Raw genomic sequence first — 16,517 nt, forward strand, 5'->3', positions numbered from 1 at the left:
GCTAAATATTAATATAAAGTGGTAAACTCAGGTAATTATAGTATTTAAGTGAGTGTGATCTTAAGCTTGCTTAGAAGCTCATCGGAAATTTCATCACTATATATACCATAACCATTAACCAGGGTGCCTTTTAATCCGTCTTTTGAAGTTATGGCGTAAACAATTTCTGAATCATCCGGGTCTGATTCACCTTCAAACCTGTAATATTCAGTGATCTCAAAATCGTTCGGGTAAAGTTTAAGATCGATCTGCCTGCATACAATGCAGTCACACTCAATATTAAAATCATATGTGTAACCTCTGACAGCCAGATCGTTCAGCGCTTCGGAAAGTGTATCATATGATTTCATTTTATCAGCCTTTAAATTCAGATTTTATATGTGAGCCGTCGCAAAAGGGTTTATTATTTGAATTTCCGCAGCGGCAAAATGCTGTGACCCTGCTCCTTTTTTCTGTTGAACCGTCAGATTTTTTAACTTCAATATTACCGTAAACGAAAAGGGGACCGTTGGGTTTGGCTTCCACAACCGTTTCAATTGCAGCAGAAACATTTTCATTTATGTTTTCGCTTTCATTCATAAAATAACTCAATGCTCCTGAAGGACACTCTTTAACCTGCCTGATAATACTTTCAGTATCTGCGCCTTTCGGGTCAATCCACGGGCGTTTAGCCGGGTCAAATACCTGCGGCTGGCCGCTGAAGCATTTTTGGGAATGGATGCACATTGATGGCTTCCATACAATAGTTACTTCATCGTTGGAATATTTTTTTGTAACTCTGCTGAGATCTGCCGCCATATTGATTACTTATAGTAAGTTTTTAAAAAATTGTTAAGTGGTATTTCTTCATAATCTGAATCCTCACCCGGATACCTTAACAAACTTTCATACTTCCCGGTTTCTTTTGCCATTGCCCACACCAGGCTTTCGCCTGCAGGCAGAATATAGGGAGAATTTTTATAAACTTCATCACTAAAGGCATCTGAAGCATTTATAAGCTCCCATCCGTTCTTTTTGAAATGTATAAGCAGCTCTCCCAAAAACTGCGCATTAATATAATTATGATGCAGCAGCAGAGTATGTTTAATATGTCGGCCTGTTAGCTTAACTGCAAGGCTGTCATAGAACATTGCGCGTTCATATATGTGAGAGATATAATATTCCTTAAAAGGAGTTATATCAATTTCCGGAACGCTTTTGAGTGTATCAACCAGTCTTTTATCAATATACCAGTCTGATGCATCAATTGTAACATACCCGTTACGGTAGCCGGCAGAATTTAAAAACTCCCTGAGCCCGTCACGTTTTTGCTGCGTATCTCCTTCCTTTAAATAAGGGAACCTGAATAATCTGCTATAGCCTGAATACTTGTTTATAAGTGAATCACATTTAAGAATATCATTAATAAAAGATTCTGTTGTAACTTTTTTTGAGTGGTAATAACTGTGTGAATAAGAATGGTTGCATATCATATGTCCATTATCATTCCACTTGCTTACCAATACCATACCTTCTGCATTATCAATTCTTTTTCCGCACACAAACAACGCGGCCTTTAAGCTGTTCTTATCAAGCGCTTCAAGCAATGCGTCATCTTTCTGAATCCATGTCAAATTCCCTGAGCTTTCAATTGAAGGGTCATCAATTGTAACTGATAGCTGCGGTTTTGATTCCTGTGAATAAATTATACCAATTGAAAGTAAAATAAATAAAACAAACCCTTTTTTCATAAGTGAAATTTATTATTAATTTTGTGTCATGTTCCTTTTCTCTTGAAGCCCACACTTACCCCGGGTGTAAGACCTAATGTAATGCTGACCCCGTCAAGAGTGTATTCACCCATTTTTATTGAATGGTAAAAATCACCCGCTTTGAATAAACATTTTAATATCATTGTAACAAATCTTTTTTCATTTGCCTCTGCAAGCAGAGCTGTTTTTTCTGCTTCTGGTATATCTTTTTTATAGTGAAAAGCTGTTGCGACTGAAGGAGGCAGCCCAAGTGATACATTTATTCCTTTAAATTCATAACCAGATTTGGTGATAATGCCCAATGAATTGTTGATTTCTTCGAGTACTAGTTTTACTTTGCCAATGCTGGTTTCTTTGAATTCATCCATTATGGCTTTTTGTTCATCGCCTATTACATCGTCTTTCATTTCTACAATTTTTTCTGATACATTGCTGACGGCTTCCTTGGCTTTATCTAAGAAACTTCCTGTGCCGCTTTCAGGTTCTTCCGTTTTATTTTTTTCTTCTGACATAATTTTAGGAATGATTATAGTAATATATTAAAGATAAATTATACTCTTAAAATAAAAAACGCCTTTATTAAGTTTCCGGGTATTGTGCCCCTACTTACTCAATTTCATTTATACAATATATATGTTATGTTTGCTGAATATACCCTGAAAAATGTTATAATTAACGTCTAAATTGATATTATATAATTTTAATGACAACAAATCATACAAAACCTGTAATCAGCTTAAGGAATTTTCTGGATGGTATAATTGATTATGCCGGACTTTTTCCGCCGGCAAGTCTCAGCCTGGGCCAGGCATTTCATAATTATGTTTTTTACCTTCAGGGCGAGTATAAATGGATGCTCGGAAAATTTATTATTCCTGCCAACCGGCTAAAAGAGCTTGCCTCCCTGCTTGAAGATATGGAAGTGAATGAACATGTATCGCTTTCTGTCATCGGTTCATCATCGGCAGGCGTTGGGGAATTTGAAAAGCTGTTTAGTGATGATATTTTAGAGATCAGCAGCTTCCTTGGAAAGTACGGAAGCAGTATTTCAGTGGGTGCCTTCGAAGTCAGGCTTCCGGCTGAGTTGTTTAAAAACGAAGATAATTCAGGGTTCACACAGCTGATGGAAAGTATCACTTCGTCACTCGAAAAAACCACGGGAAATGCCGTGCCGGTATATTTTGAAGCCCCGTTAACATCAGAATATGAAACTGAAATTATACGTGCTGTAGAAAATATTGGTGCAATTAATAAAGGCTGCGGATTTAAGCTTAGAACAGGCGGAACTGAACCTTCTGCATTCCCCGAGCCTGAAGTGATAGCCTTTGCAATTATGACATGCTGCGAATTTGACGTGCCTATGAAATGTACAGCAGGGCTGCACCATCCCGTAAGGCATTATAATGAAGAAGTGAAATCGAATATGCACGGGTTCCTTAACGTTTTTTCTGCGGGAATAATGGCATACTCAAACAACCTTGATGAAGCCGAGCTTATCGAAGTACTCAGCGAAGAGGATCCTTATGAATTTATTTTTAATGAAAACGGTTTTGAATGGAACGAAATTCAGGTATCAAACGATGAGATAAAAGGTTCAAGAGAGCGGTTTATGCTTTCATACGGAAGCTGCAGCTTTGATGAACCGGTTGAAGACCTGAAAACAATGGAGCTTTTTTAATATAAAGATATTTTACTACTGAGATTTTTAACACGGAGCTAATTTAAATGAGATCTTTTATAGATGTAAAACCGGGATCACACTTCCCGATACAGAACCTGCCCTACGGCGTTTATAAATTAAAAGTAGGCTCGCAGCCTGTGTGCGGTACTGCTATTGGAGATTATGTCGTTGACCTTTCAATACTGGAAGAAAAAGGATACTTTAAAAAAACTGTACTGGGTGATAAGAAAATTTTTTCTCAGCCAGACCTGAATGCATTCATGGCACTGGGCAGAGAAGCATGGAAACAGGTTCGAACTGTTCTGCAAACGGCGCTTAGTGATGATAACCCGCTCTTGCGCGATGATAAAGAGCTGCAGAAAATCGTTTTTACCCCTATGAAGGATGTTGTGATGTGCCTCCCTGCGAAAATAGGCGACTATACCGATTTTTATTCATCACGTGAACACGCAACAAATGTCGGCATAATGTTCCGCGGAAAAGATAACGCGCTTATGCCTAACTGGCTGCATATTCCTATCGGCTATCACGGCAGGGCAAGCTCTATAATAATAAGCGGTACTGATGTTGTTCGCCCTAACGGGCAGACCAAGCCTGCAGGGGAAGAAAATCCAGTCTTCGGACCCACAAAACTGCTTGATTTTGAGCTTGAAATGGGCTTTTTTATCGGACCCGGAAACTCACTGGGAGAAGCTATTCCCGTTGATAAAACTTATGACCATATTTTTGGAATGGTACTTGTTAACGACTGGAGCGCGCGTGACATTCAGACTTGGGAATACCAGCCGCTTGGCCCGTTTTTGGCAAAGAATTTTGCAACTTCCATATCACCGTGGATTGTTACTATGGAGGCATTGGAACCGTTCAGGGTTAAAGGACCCGAACAGGATCCAAAACCAATGGAATATTTGGCTTCTAAAGGCGATTGGGCATATGATATTAACCTTGATGTCTATTTGAAAAGTGAAAAAGAAAAGGAACCATTTAAGATATCCGGTTCCAATTTCAAATATATGTACTGGAACATTTGCCAGCAATTGGCACATCATACTGTTAACGGCTGCAATACCAAAACAGGCGATATGATGGCATCCGGAACGATAAGCGGACCAACGAAAGATTCATACGGCTCTATGCTTGAATTAACATGGCGGGGCGAGAATCCTGTTAAACTGCCAAACGGCGAAGAAAGAAAATTCATAAATGACGGTGACACTTTAATTATCAGCGGTTATTGCCAGGGGCAGGGTTACAAAGTAGGATTCGGAGAAGTTTCAGGAAAAATTCTTCCTGCAAAGTAACTCCGTTAAACAATAAATATGTTTGAATATATAATTTACGGTCTCGCAGCGTTATTTTTATTGTTTATTTTATATGCAGTTCTAATGTTCACCATAGCATTTTTCAGAAAAGACTGAAAATAAAAGTAAATTAAATAAAACTTTAGGTATGGTCACTTAAGACTATGCTCATCTTTGTATGCTTACAGAACATCACATACCCGTAACAAGAACAGCTAGATATTTTACGCTTGGCGAATTTTCAGATAAAACTAAAGATATCTGGATAGTTTTGCATGGTCATAGACAGCTTGCGGGAAAATTCATAATGCAGTTTGAAGAACTTGCCGGAATAACCAGTTTTATATACGCCCCTGAAGGGTTGATGAGGTTGTATATCAAAGGCGATTTCGGAGATGTTGGCGCATCATGGATGACCAAAGAAGACCGCGAAAGTGATATCAAAGATTACGTGAACTATCTCGACAGGCTATTCTTCGATGAAATTGAACCCAAGGCAAAATTAAGTAAATTAAAAATTAATGCACTTGGATTCTCACAAGGTGCAGCTACGCTTGCGCGCTGGTTAACTTTTGGCAAAGCAAAAGTTAACAGGGCAGTTTTCTGGTGCGGAAGCCTGGCGCATGATATAAATTACAATGATTACCCCGCATTAAGAGAAACAGAAATTTACCAGGTTTTTGCTTCAAAGGATCCCTACTATAATAGTGATTTTCCCGAATCGCAAATTCAATTATTAAAAAAAGCCGGAATTGAGCCTAAAACATTTATTTTTGATGGCGGCCATGAAATAAGTGTTGAACTGATGAAAAAAGCAGGAGTAGTGTCATCCTGAGTCCTTCTTTAGCTGGTACATAATTATTTTAAATAGTTCAAGTTTGCGAGGAGCGAAGCGACGAAGCAATCTCAACAATAATTGTTTTATTATATTTATCTGAAGAAATAAATATCAAATTTCCTCAAAATTAAACAATTCCTTTATGACATAAATCATAATTTAAATTGAAAATTTTGAATAATTTTGTAATAGTGAATATCACTTTTATTTGCAGTGTCACCACTGCAAGAATTAACAAATTTTGGAGAAAAAATGAGCTTTAGAACAATAATTGAACCCTTTAAGATAAAAGAAGTAGAACCGCTGAGCGTTACCACTGAAGAAGATCGCGTTAAATATCTTAAAGAAGCGCATTACAATCCTTTTATGCTGAAATCAGAGCATGTGCTTATCGATTTTTTGACCGATAGCGGAACATCAGCAATGAGCTCTAAACAATGGGCTGCTATGATGGATGGCGATGAAGCCTATGCAGGCTCGCGCAGCTGGCTGCGCATGGAAGCTGCGATAAAAGATCTCACCGGGTATGATCACATTCTGCCTACACACCAGGGCAGGGCAGCAGAAAGGATTCTGTACAGCCACCTTGGCGGTAAAGGGAAAGTTTTTATTAGTAACACTCATTTTGATACAACCAGGGCTAACATTGAATTCAGCGGTGCAGAAGCAATCGATATTCCCGTAGAAGAGGCAAAACACCCTATGCTTGATAAACCGTTTAAAGGGAATATGGATACCAAAGCCCTTGAAGAGCTTATCAAAAAATACGGCGCAGCCAATATTGGCGGGGTAATACTTACTGTAACCAATAACAGCGGCGGCGGACAGCCTGTCAGCATGGCAAATGCCGTAGAAGTTCAGAAGATATGCAGAAAATATAATGTGAACTATTTTATAGATTGCTGCCGCATAGCTGAAAACTCATATTACATAAAACACCGCGAAGCGGGTTTTGAGAACAAAACCTATAAACAGATCGCACAGGAAATGTTCGCGCTGGCAGATGGCGGTGTTATGAGCCTGAAAAAAGACGGGCTTGTAAATATGGGCGGATTCCTTGCGCTCAAAGATAAAAAACTTGCTGATGAATGTACAAACCTGCTTATTATCACTGAAGGATTCGCAACTTACGGTGGACTCTCCGGCAGAAGCATGGAAGCTATCGCAGTTGGACTTGAGGAGGTTTTTGAACCAGCTTATTTAGAATACAGGATACGCAGTACTGCATACCTGGGTGAAAAATTATATAAAATGGGTGTACCTCTTATTTATCCAATCGGCGGACATGCAGTATATATAGATGCCGCAGCGTTTTATCCGCACATTCCTGTGAATGAATATCCCGGGCAGGCAATGGTTTGTGAGCTATACGTTAAAGGCGGTATCCGTTCTGTTGAAATTGGCTCGGTTATGTTTGGTAAGTATGATTCTGATGGTAAATTGATTCCAGCCCCAAATGAGCTGGTAAGACTTGCCATACCGCGCCGTGTTTATACACAAAGCCACATTGAATACGTGATTGAAGTATTCGAAAAAATGTTCGAAGGTAAAGATAAGGTTCGCGGCGTTAAAATAGTAGAAGAGCCTGAATTTTTAAGGCACTTTACCGCTAAGTTTGAGAGATTATAACAGAAAAACTGTAGAGACGTCCCGCTGGGACGTCTTTCTTTTTTGTTCAGGCAGGCTTGAAAAACCCTTTTTGGGTTACTCCGCAATAATTATAGTGTCAGGCAAGCCTGACACCTACAAAGCAAAAATATTATCTTCCGCTCAGCTTATCGACACTCAGGTCACTTGAATACCCTTCAGTATATACAGCCCATGAAGCTGCAGGATATATTTTCTGCGGGTCATCTCTGTCGATCTTAACATCAATTTCCTTTCCCTCCTGAACCCTGTTCAGGTGTAAAGTATCCACAAACCAGCCTGCTGAAGCTGTATAGGCAGATGTGAAGCCATCGTTAATTTCAAATGTAAGAAATATCATTTTCTTTATTTCACCGCCCTGGATTCCCTGCGATGCTGAAATGATCTTAGCCTTCGCAGGCTTTGCCTGCGCCTGCCGGCGTTTGGATTCCTGCGCCCATTTACTAAGGCTCGTAAAATCACGTTTTATCCACCAAATAATGCCTATAATAATTAATACCGGTATCCCGAAACTGAGGATCATTATTATTGCGCCTGTATCCATATTGCTGTATCCTTTCAGGTTACAAAAATAGGCAATTGAAAGAAACTAAAAAAGCCCGGCTTGTACCGGGCTTTTAATATGAAATTAAATTTGTATTCTAAGTTGTAAACTGGCCGTTTGCCTTTGCGAATAAATGATCCATCCAGAACTTTGTCAATTTCTCGAGCACACTGTTATTCTTTAAGCGTGTGTTCAGATTATTGAAATCAACCTTATCCATGTGCTGATCCTGGTTAAAGCAGGTGAATACAAATGATTCCTTGCCGGTTTCAGGGTCAACGTGCCTCTGCAGGCACTGCGCGCAAACTTCCTTCATCATGCACTGCATTGGCGAGTTGATACTTGCTATTGCAGTGTGTACCGGATTTATATAAGGCTTCAGCGCGCCAAACCTGGCTTCCTGTACAGCCTTCATCATCCTGTCACTTCCAATTGCAATTATCCTGTTAATTTTCTTAAGGTCATATAACGGCTTATCTCCCGGATTCGGTTCAAGCTTGCCTTCTGCATAAGCTATCATTGCCTGAACAATATTCGCTGTAATAGCCCTGTCCTGCGGCCTGCGCGGCTGTATTGTATCGCCGAAATCATTTGACCACACTACAAGATCGGTGCCTTCTTCAACTTCATCACGTTTGAACACATCGCTCGTATTGCGGTAGCCTGCAAAGTAAACCACTTTGTTTCCGGCATCCTTTAATGCTTTTGCAACTGAAAAGAGCACTGCATTACCAAGTCCGCCGCCTGCAAGCAGGACGGTTTCACCCTTCGGTATTTCTGTGGGTTCACCTGTCGGACCCATTACAACAACCCTCTGGCCTTTTTTGAGATGGCGGCACATTCTGGAGCTTCCCCACATTTCAAGTATAATCAGGCTAAGCAGCCCTTTTTCCTTATCAACCCAGGCACCTGTCAACGCCAATCCTTCCATCATCATCTTTGTGCCTTCTATAGTTGCGGCAGTTGTTTCATAATTCTGCAGCCTGTAAAACTGCCCCGGGTGGAATTTCTTTGCCTGCAGCGGAGCTTTTAGAACTACTTCAACTATTGTAGGAGTTAAAATGTTAACCTGCTCTACTACTGCTAGGAATTCATTATCAAGCCTGTTGACAAGCTCCTTATACTTATCTTCTGTTCCTGCCGGCTGTTCTTCTTTGATATCATCTGTATATAATTTCACAAGTTCCTTGTAGCCATCCTTGGCAGATGCCATAGCTTTTACAACGTTACCTGCATACCGCGGATGGTTATCGCCGTATACGGTGATGTATTTGCCATCCTTATTGTATGAAGTGAAGAATCCCGTTTCGTTCTTATCTGTTTTGATAAGCTCGCCGCCCTCACCAAGCTTATAGGTCTGGAAGAACTGTTTCCATTCATCAAGCTCAAATGTACCCGGGTGTTCACGCTCATAAATTACGTTGGGTGATGTTCCGGCTGCAACAATAACAGTCTTCGCGGGAATTGTAACTGTTTCATCAAGCTCTATATATTTTCCTTCATCTGTTTTGCCCTGTTTGCGGAATATCATTTCCTTCACCGCGCCGTATTCATTTGCAATCGCTTCCACCGGACTCATTTTTTCCCAGTAATAAATTCCTTCTTCAAGAGATTTTATCACTTCTTCATGGTTTAGCCTGTATGCGGGTGAATCGTTTACAGTTTTCCTGTAGCATAATGTAACGCCGCCCCAGCTTCTTACCAGCGGAACGAAGTTCGGCTCTTCACCGGCTTCTGCAGCGCGTTTTCTTTCATTGCGTATTGCCAAACCATGCTCAAGGAATGTTTTTACAATTCCTTTTTCTTCTTCATCATACATGCTCATTACTTTTTCTTCGCCAAACTCTGCCACCGAGCCTTCATAACGGTCCAGGAATTTTTCAACCTGTATCGGGTAATATGCGAATGCTTCTGTTGTTGTATCTATTGCGGTCAAACCGCCGCCGATAACAACTGCGGGAAGCTGTATCATCAGGTTTGCAAGTGAATCTTTTTTTGCTGCGCCTGTAAGCTGCAGCCCCATAAGAAAGTCACTTGCCTTGCGGATACCGCGGATGAGATTATTTTTCATTTTAACAATTGTAGGCTTGCCTGCGCCTGTTGCAATTGCTATGTGATCTATGCCAAGCTTCCATGCATCATCAATTTCAATGGTTCCGCCGAACCTTACTCCGTCGTAAACCTTAAAATGTTTCCTGCGGGCAAGTGTCAGATATTCAACCTTCAGGAAGTTCTTATCCCATCTTACGGTAATACCATATTCTGATACACCGCCAAAACCGAGGAATATTCGCCTGTCAAGCTCATCCTGGATCTCTTTATACTCATACACCGGTTTTGGTGTTATATAATTTCCTTCACTATCTCTTCCGCCCGTAACTTCGGGGTGAACGTGTTCTATTTTAAGGCCGTCAACACCAACAACGCCAAATCCTTCGTTAAGCAGGTATTGTGAAAGTGTGTAGCCTGCCGGACCCATGCCAACAACCATAACGTTTTTACCGTTATAAGGCAGCTGGTATGGTCTTTTTACATTTATAGGGTTCCATCTTGTGAGCAGTGAATATATTTCAAAGCCCCACGGAAGGTTAAGCACATCCGTTAATGTCCTGGTTTCTATCTGCGGAATATTTACCGGGTCCTGTTTCTGGTATATGCATGCCTTCATACAGTCATTGCAGATACGATGTCCTGTGCCCGGGCACATCGGGTTATCAATCATTATAATTCCTAATGCGCCAACTGACCTGCCTTCATATTTTAATGTATGCATTTCAGAGATCTTCTCATCAAGCGGGCAGCCTGCAAGCTTTATGCCAAGCGGATTCTTCTTGGGAATACCTTCCTTATCAAGCATTCCTTTTGAGCAGGAGTCCTTTCCTCTTTCATGGCAGAATACGCAGTATTCAACCTCTCCCATAACCTTGCGGTTATCATATCTGGGGTCAGTTAGCTTAAAGCCGTCGCGTCTTCTTAATGTTTCATCTTCACCGTAAATTTTTTCAGGGATATCTTCAAACTGTACTTTGTTGTGCACAAGGTTGTTGTAATCCAGGTTCATAGGCTGGTGGAATAATGCCCAATCGTATATTTTATGTTTTTCTGCAGAATCAACCATTCTGGCATAACACCATTTCTGGATTAGCTCTATCACATTTTTGAGGAATTCGTATACTCTTAGCTGTTCTACGGTTCCCTGTGAATTCTTTACATCTGATAATGTAATATTATCCGTAAATTCTTTGATACCGCTAATTGTTGATGTAGTGTGGTAATATTCTTTTGCTTTTGTGAAAAGCTTGGTATCGAAAGCAAAACCGTTCGGCATTATTTCAAGATGATTCCTTAAATGCTGTTCCATTTCATCCAGTGTTCTGATCATAAAGGCTGTTGCTTTTTCTTCATCAGCCTTCCAGGGAAGCTCAGGGAATAAATTGGTTTTAAATGAGCTTACCTTCTGGTTAAGATCAGAAAACCTCATCGAGGCAAGATCTGCCGGCTTGAATTTCTTGAAAACCTTCTTGATCATAAAATCGCTTCTGACCTTGAGTATTTCACGTTCGGTTTCGTTTGCATGCTTTAATTCTTCAGCCTCTGCTTTTATCCCGAAAAGATCAACCACAAATGAATCAAGGTATCTTGCTGATTCTATGACGATATTGGAAATATCCAGGTCTGAAAAGCCTTCGCCTTTGGAATCCCGGTAATTTGAAAATCTTTCAAATGATGACTGGTTGGATGTGTTGTAGTAAGTGTAAAATTTTTGGGTAAGCTCTTTTAGCTTCGCAGATTCAAACAGGTCTTCAAATTTAAAGCCATGTTTCAGATTCAAATCATTCATTTCTCTGAAAACTCCTTTAATGAGATTGGAAAATTATAAATTTTTTTAATAATAACAGCAGGGTTAATATTTTGTTCAAGGTACCTGATAATTGCCATTTGATATTTGAGTTAATAAATCCATAATTCAAAATTATCAATAATATTCATATTATTCTATGATATATGTCATTTTTCGGCATCTAAATATATGCTAAAAAAGCCACTTAATGCTGTTTTTTGTATTCAATTGATTTAAGCCCGTATAAAAGTTATCTTTGTAAAATTCCTGTCTAAATCAAAAAAAATCAGAAAAAGTAATTGAATCTAACCAGTGAGCTCAATGAAGAGCAAAGGAAAGCCGTTGAACAGATAGAAGGTCCCTGTATGATAGTTGCAGGTGCCGGAAGCGGGAAAACAAGGGTTTTAACATATAAAATAGCGTATTTAATTGAATCCGGCATTAATCCGTTTGAAATGCTTGCATTAACCTTTACAAATAAAGCTGCAAATGAAATGAAACAGCGTATCCATAAGCTGGCAGGAGCTACCGCCGAAAATCTTTGGATGGGAACATTTCATTCAGTATTTGCGAAAATTTTAAGAATAGAAGCTCAATATATAGGGTTTGACCGTAATTTTACTATATATGATGACGATGATTCCGAAAAAGTAGTTGAAGCCTGCATGAAGGAACTGGGTTTTTCTACTGATAACCCCAAGCCTAAAACAGTAAACGGCTATATTAAGGGTTTAAAGAACAAGCTCGTGCTTCCTGAAGATATCGGGAATGTTACCAATCCGTTCGAACGAATCGCAGTGCCCGTTTACAGGGAGTATCAGAACAGGCTTATAAAAAATAACGCAATGGATTTTGATGACTTGCTGATAAACCCGATAATTCTTTTCAGGTCAAACCCGGATGTGCTTGCCAAATATCAGAACCGGTTTAAGTTCATTCTGGTTGATGAGTACCAGGATACGAACCGCGCGCAGTATGAAATAGTTAAAATGCTTGCGCAGGGTCACGGAAATATTTCTGTTGTAGGTGATGACGCGCAAAGCATTTACCGCTGGCGCGGGGCTGAAATAGAAAATATCCTGAAATTCGAATCAGATTTTGAAAGCTGCAGTGTTTTTAAGCTTGAACAGAATTACCGCTCAACCAAAAATATACTTTCACTGGCTGATGAAGTAATAAAGAATAATAAACGCCAGATCAAAAAAACCCTGTTTACCGATAACTATGACGGCGAAAAGGTCACGCTTGCTGAAGTTTTCAGCGACCGCGATGAAGGTATGATGGTTGTAAAATGGATCCTGCACGAAATTCAGAACCGGAAGCTGAACTTTAAGGATTTTGTGATCTTGTACAGGACCAATGCCCAGTCCAGGGTAATTGAAGATGCGCTCAGAACAAACTCTATTCCCTATATAATTGTAGGCGGTGTAAAATTTTACCAGCGCAAGGAAATTAAAGATGTGCTCGCATACCTAAAGGTGCTTGTGAATCCCAAAGATGATGAGGCAATGACGCGTATATTAAAGCTTCGCGATGGTATCGGCGAACAGACGGTTGAAAAGCTGAAAGCTATGGCAAAGGAAATTGCCAAATCAATTGCTGAAGTGCTGCTGGTTATGCTTGAAGAAAAAAATGCAGAAGGCGATAAAGCTAAACGCAGAACCAAAATAGAAAATGAGCTTATCCGTGTTGCCGAGATAATAAAGAAATATAATGAAGTTAAAGAGGGACTCTCGCCAAGTGAGCTTGCAAGAAGCATTGTTGATGAGATCGGGATACTGCGTGAGCTCAGAAATGACGGCACCGATGAATCAATGGACAGAATGTATAATGTTCAGGAGCTGCTCTCGGGTATTTCTGAATATACCGATAATACCGAAGGCGCAACGCTGGAAGGTTTCCTGCAGGAAGTGAGCCTTGTTACAGATATAGATAAATATGATACAGATAAAAACGCTGTAACGCTTATGACAACTCACTCAAGCAAAGGGCTTGAGTTTCCCGTTGTTTTTATTACGGGACTCGAAGACGGGATATTTCCGCTTTCAAGCTCTATGATGGAGCAGGAAGAAATGGAAGAGGAGCGCAGGCTTTTTTACGTAGCCATAACACGCGCAATGCAGAAGCTGTATATGACCTATGCTCTGCAGCGTTACCGCTTTGGAAATGTAAGCTACCAGATGAAATCACGCTTTATCAATGAAATTGATACATCAAAGCTTGATTACCAGAAAAGCTCAGTTATGACAAGGCATAAGAGCCGCTCAAACAGGGAAGAAGGAAGCTCAATTAAGTATGAGTTCTATAATAATAAAACCAGTGATGACGTTTTAAATGATATATTCCGTGAGGATCTTGGTGTAAAAAAAGGAAGTGTTGTTTTCCATAATAATTTCGGCAAAGGCCGGGTTTTAGATGTATCCGGCAGGGGCGATGCGAAGAAGGCATCTATCCATTTTGATAAAGTGGGAGTGAAGAATATTATTTTGAAATACGCGAATTTGACGATTAAATAACAAATAGCAAATACCAAATACCAAATAACAAATAACAAAAAGCAAATACCCGGGAAACACTGTTAAATAATTCGAATTTATAAATTCTTAATAATATAGAAATGAATAAAAGTGGAGATAATGCAATACTGGATAAATCTTTTTTGTTTGCGATCAGAATTATCAAATTGTATCAATACTTATGTAAGGAACATAAGGAGTTTGTTTTGTCAAAGCAAATATTAAGAAGCGGAACATCTATAGGGGCAAATGCAGAAGAAGCTCATGGTGGTATTAGCGATGCAGATTTTTCGAACAAAGTTTCAACTTCATATAAAGAAGCAAGGGAAACTAAATATTGGCTCAGATTATTACATGCAGCCGGCTATATTGAGCAAAAATTGTTTGATTCACTATTTTTAGACTGCGATGAATTGTGTAAATTATCCTATGCGATCATAGATACTACAAGAATCAAAAAGAGGAATAAAAATTCGCGAAACGAAAATTAACATTTGTTATTTGATATTTATTATTTAATATTTGTTTATGAAATTTTTTCTACTCAAAACAGAGCCAACAGTTTATTCATACTCAGACCTTGAGCTTGATAAAAAAGCTGTATGGGATGGGGTCACTAGTCCGGGCGGATTGTTTCAGATCAAAACTGCCCGCAAGGGCGATATAGCGTTCATTTATCACACAGGAGGCGAAAAACAGGTTGTGGGAATTTGCGAAATTACCACAGATCCGTATGTTGATCCCAAGGCAGGCAATCCGAAAATTTATATTTTTGATATTAAACCTAAGAGAAGGCTTCCGAATCCCGTTACGCTTGAGCAGATCAAAATAGATAAACGCACCAGTGATTCAAGAATTGTAAAAGAAGGCAGGCTTTCGGTTCAGCCTGTTGATGAAAAAGTGTGGAATGCAATACTGCAAATGTCGGGACTTGAGCCGAATACAGTATTTTCTAAAAACGGGAAATAGAATTATATTTGTAATTAATAATCAATAAAAAATTTAAAATGGCAGATAATTATTCATTCGATATAGTTTCTGAAATTGACTGGCAGGAAGTAGATAATGCCATCAATCAGACAAGGAAAGAAATACTTTCGAGGTATGATTTTAAAGGCTCAAAAAGCACGATTGAGTATTCCCAGAAAGATAAAACTATTACCATACTGGCAGATGATGACTATAAATCAAAAGCTATAGTGGATATGATGCAGAATAAGTTCGTAAAGCGCAGTATTCCGCTGAAATCACTTAAATATAAGCCGCAGGAAGAAGCCGGCGGCAATATGGTAAGGCAGGTTGTAGAAGTGCTCCAGGGTATCAGCAAAGATAATGCGAAGCTTATCGTTAAGATTATCAAAGATTCCAAGATCAAGGTTCAGGCTGCTATACAGGATGAGCAGGTGAGGGTATCAAGCCGCGATAAGGACCTGTTGCAGCAGACAATTCAGCTTGTTAAGAACGCTGATCTTGATTTTGCGGTTCAGTTCACAAATTACAGGTAGAAGCAAAATGCCAAATTTCAAAGCTCAAATTTCAAAGTATTTTATGAAGCATTTATTGCTTCTTTTGGCATTTGGATTTTGTCATTTGACATTGTATTCACAAAATAAGCTTGATGTCATTTATCTTGATGCAGGGCATGGCGGAAAAGATCCCGGAACAATAGGCGATAAAACCGGGGTGCAGGAAAAAAATATCGTGCTCCCTATCACAATAAAGCTCGGTAAGCTGATAGAGGAAAAATACCCGGATATAAAAATAATATATTCCCGCACAACCGATGAGTTCTCGCAGGTCAGAGACCGAACCATTGCAGCCAATAATAACCGTGCGAAGCTGTTTGTAAGCATTCACGCCAACCACAAAAAAATGGAAGAGAGTGATAAAAAAGGCTTCGAAGTGTACCTGCTTAATAAGGAAAGATTCCCTGAAGCAGTTGAGTTCACAATGAAACAAAATTACCAGATAGCTTTTCAGCAATTCGGTACAGATACACTTGATAATTTTATTTTTTCAAGCCTTGCACATGCCGGTTATACCCGCTTCAGTGAATACCTCGCATCTATTATAGAAGTGAATATGCTCAGCCATACAGAGCTTGAATCACGCGGAGTATTTCAGGCAGGTAACTGGGTTACACTCGGCGCTTCAATGCCATCTGTTCTGGTTGAAACCGGTTATCTTTCTGATCCTCAGGATGAAATTTACCTTTCAAGTGATAAAGGGCAGAATGAAGTTGCCATTGCATTATTTACTGCATTTCAAAACTATAAAGTCCTTTACGAATCACAATAAATTCTTAAATTTTAGCTATTTAAGTACTATTTTTACATTATAAGGTTGCAATTACCTTATTTTGCTATTATATTTACAGTTAAGGTTAATATATAAACCA

Annotated in this window: 15 protein-coding genes; 9 read left to right on the plus strand and 6 right to left on the minus strand. The window is 39.4% G+C overall.

Annotation, left to right across the window (positions count from 1 at the left end; translation table 11 throughout):
• Window positions 1–44: 44 nt before the first annotated feature.
• The 4 genes from J0M37_05660 to J0M37_05675 are packed head-to-tail and all read right to left on the minus strand — an operon-like array spanning window position 45 to window position 2,263.
• Entirely contained in the window at window positions 45–350 is a 306-nt protein-coding gene (locus J0M37_05660; protein MBN8584564.1) for a phosphoribosylpyrophosphate synthetase, read from the minus strand.
• Between the two features lie 4 nt (window positions 351–354).
• On the minus strand, window positions 355–798 hold the full coding sequence (locus tag J0M37_05665) for a (4Fe-4S)-binding protein (protein MBN8584565.1): 444 nt from the start codon (window positions 796–798) through the stop codon (window positions 355–357).
• Between the two features lie 5 nt (window positions 799–803).
• A complete protein-coding gene (locus J0M37_05670) occupies window positions 804–1,730 on the minus strand; it encodes a polysaccharide deacetylase family protein (GenBank protein MBN8584566.1) in 927 nt (308 codons plus the stop codon).
• A gap of 26 nt (window positions 1,731–1,756) precedes the next feature.
• Complete coding sequence (locus J0M37_05675; protein MBN8584567.1) at window positions 1,757–2,263, minus strand: hypothetical protein; 507 nt, start codon at window positions 2,261–2,263, stop codon at window positions 1,757–1,759.
• Between the two features lie 191 nt (window positions 2,264–2,454).
• Between J0M37_05675 and J0M37_05680 the strand changes: the two genes are divergently transcribed.
• The 4 genes from J0M37_05680 (at window position 2,455) to J0M37_05695 (ending at window position 7,200) form a co-directional block, all read left to right on the plus strand.
• A complete protein-coding gene (locus tag J0M37_05680) occupies window positions 2,455–3,429 on the plus strand; it encodes a hypothetical protein (GenBank protein MBN8584568.1) in 975 nt (324 codons plus the stop codon).
• Between the two features lie 47 nt (window positions 3,430–3,476).
• On the plus strand, window positions 3,477–4,733 hold the full coding sequence (gene fahA, locus J0M37_05685; GenBank protein MBN8584569.1) for a fumarylacetoacetase: 1,257 nt from the start codon (window positions 3,477–3,479) through the stop codon (window positions 4,731–4,733).
• A gap of 178 nt (window positions 4,734–4,911) precedes the next feature.
• Window positions 4,912–5,568 carry a hypothetical protein gene (locus J0M37_05690; GenBank protein ID MBN8584570.1) on the plus strand — a complete coding sequence of 219 codons (657 nt, stop codon included), beginning with the start codon at window positions 4,912–4,914 and terminating at the stop codon, window positions 5,566–5,568.
• A 255-nt stretch (window positions 5,569–5,823) separates the two neighbouring features.
• Entirely contained in the window at window positions 5,824–7,200 is a 1,377-nt protein-coding gene (locus tag J0M37_05695) for a tryptophanase (GenBank protein ID MBN8584571.1), read from the plus strand.
• Window positions 7,201–7,330: 130 nt separating this feature from the next.
• On the opposite strand, the gene J0M37_05700 is transcribed toward J0M37_05695, so the two are convergent.
• Window positions 7,331–7,762 (minus strand): hypothetical protein, encoded by a 432-nt coding sequence (locus J0M37_05700; protein ID MBN8584572.1) that lies wholly within the window; start codon window positions 7,760–7,762, stop codon window positions 7,331–7,333.
• A gap of 97 nt (window positions 7,763–7,859) precedes the next feature.
• Complete coding sequence (locus tag J0M37_05705; GenBank protein ID MBN8584573.1) at window positions 7,860–11,603, minus strand: FAD-dependent oxidoreductase; 3,744 nt, start codon at window positions 11,601–11,603, stop codon at window positions 7,860–7,862.
• 299 nt (window positions 11,604–11,902) lie between these two features.
• Between J0M37_05705 and J0M37_05710 the strand changes: the two genes are divergently transcribed.
• The 5 genes from J0M37_05710 to J0M37_05730 all read left to right on the plus strand — a co-directional run bounded on the left by J0M37_05710 (window position 11,903) and on the right by J0M37_05730 (window position 16,417).
• Window positions 11,903–14,119 carry a UvrD-helicase domain-containing protein gene (locus tag J0M37_05710; GenBank protein MBN8584574.1) on the plus strand — a complete coding sequence of 739 codons (2,217 nt, stop codon included), beginning with the start codon at window positions 11,903–11,905 and terminating at the stop codon, window positions 14,117–14,119.
• 101 nt (window positions 14,120–14,220) lie between these two features.
• A complete protein-coding gene (locus J0M37_05715; GenBank protein MBN8584575.1) occupies window positions 14,221–14,610 on the plus strand; it encodes a four helix bundle protein in 390 nt (129 codons plus the stop codon).
• A gap of 37 nt (window positions 14,611–14,647) precedes the next feature.
• Window positions 14,648–15,088, plus strand: a complete 441-nt coding sequence (locus tag J0M37_05720) for an EVE domain-containing protein (GenBank protein MBN8584576.1) — start codon at window positions 14,648–14,650, stop codon at window positions 15,086–15,088.
• Between the two features lie 38 nt (window positions 15,089–15,126).
• On the plus strand, window positions 15,127–15,624 hold the full coding sequence (locus tag J0M37_05725; protein MBN8584577.1) for a YajQ family cyclic di-GMP-binding protein: 498 nt from the start codon (window positions 15,127–15,129) through the stop codon (window positions 15,622–15,624).
• A 7-nt stretch (window positions 15,625–15,631) separates the two neighbouring features.
• Window positions 15,632–16,417 carry an N-acetylmuramoyl-L-alanine amidase gene (locus tag J0M37_05730; protein ID MBN8584578.1) on the plus strand — a complete coding sequence of 262 codons (786 nt, stop codon included), beginning with the start codon at window positions 15,632–15,634 and terminating at the stop codon, window positions 16,415–16,417.
• Window positions 16,418–16,517: the final 100 nt, after the last annotated feature.

This window comes from Ignavibacteria bacterium (genome assembly GCA_017303675.1).
Taxonomy (GTDB): Bacteria; Bacteroidota; Ignavibacteria; order Tepidaquicellales; family OLB5; genus OLB5.

Excerpts from the sequence above, each read along its gene's own strand:
- J0M37_05660 (MBN8584564.1), bottom strand. The coding sequence starts at position 350 with ATGAAATCATATGATACACTTTCCGAAGCGCTGAACGATCTGGCTGTC.
- J0M37_05665 (MBN8584565.1), bottom strand. The coding sequence starts at position 798 with ATGGCGGCAGATCTCAGCAGAGTTACAAAAAAATATTCCAACGATGAA.
- J0M37_05670 (MBN8584566.1), bottom strand. The coding sequence starts at position 1,730 with ATGAAAAAAGGGTTTGTTTTATTTATTTTACTTTCAATTGGTATAATT.
- J0M37_05675 (MBN8584567.1), bottom strand. The coding sequence starts at position 2,263 with ATGTCAGAAGAAAAAAATAAAACGGAAGAACCTGAAAGCGGCACAGGA.
- J0M37_05680 (MBN8584568.1), top strand. The coding sequence starts at position 2,455 with ATGACAACAAATCATACAAAACCTGTAATCAGCTTAAGGAATTTTCTG.
- fahA (MBN8584569.1), top strand. The coding sequence starts at position 3,477 with ATGAGATCTTTTATAGATGTAAAACCGGGATCACACTTCCCGATACAG.
- J0M37_05690 (MBN8584570.1), top strand. The coding sequence starts at position 4,912 with ATGCTTACAGAACATCACATACCCGTAACAAGAACAGCTAGATATTTT.
- J0M37_05695 (MBN8584571.1), top strand. The coding sequence starts at position 5,824 with ATGAGCTTTAGAACAATAATTGAACCCTTTAAGATAAAAGAAGTAGAA.
- J0M37_05700 (MBN8584572.1), bottom strand. The coding sequence starts at position 7,762 with ATGGATACAGGCGCAATAATAATGATCCTCAGTTTCGGGATACCGGTA.
- J0M37_05705 (MBN8584573.1), bottom strand. The coding sequence starts at position 11,603 with ATGAATGATTTGAATCTGAAACATGGCTTTAAATTTGAAGACCTGTTT.
- J0M37_05715 (MBN8584575.1), top strand. The coding sequence starts at position 14,221 with ATGAATAAAAGTGGAGATAATGCAATACTGGATAAATCTTTTTTGTTT.
- J0M37_05720 (MBN8584576.1), top strand. The coding sequence starts at position 14,648 with ATGAAATTTTTTCTACTCAAAACAGAGCCAACAGTTTATTCATACTCA.
- J0M37_05725 (MBN8584577.1), top strand. The coding sequence starts at position 15,127 with ATGGCAGATAATTATTCATTCGATATAGTTTCTGAAATTGACTGGCAG.
- J0M37_05730 (MBN8584578.1), top strand. The coding sequence starts at position 15,632 with ATGCCAAATTTCAAAGCTCAAATTTCAAAGTATTTTATGAAGCATTTA.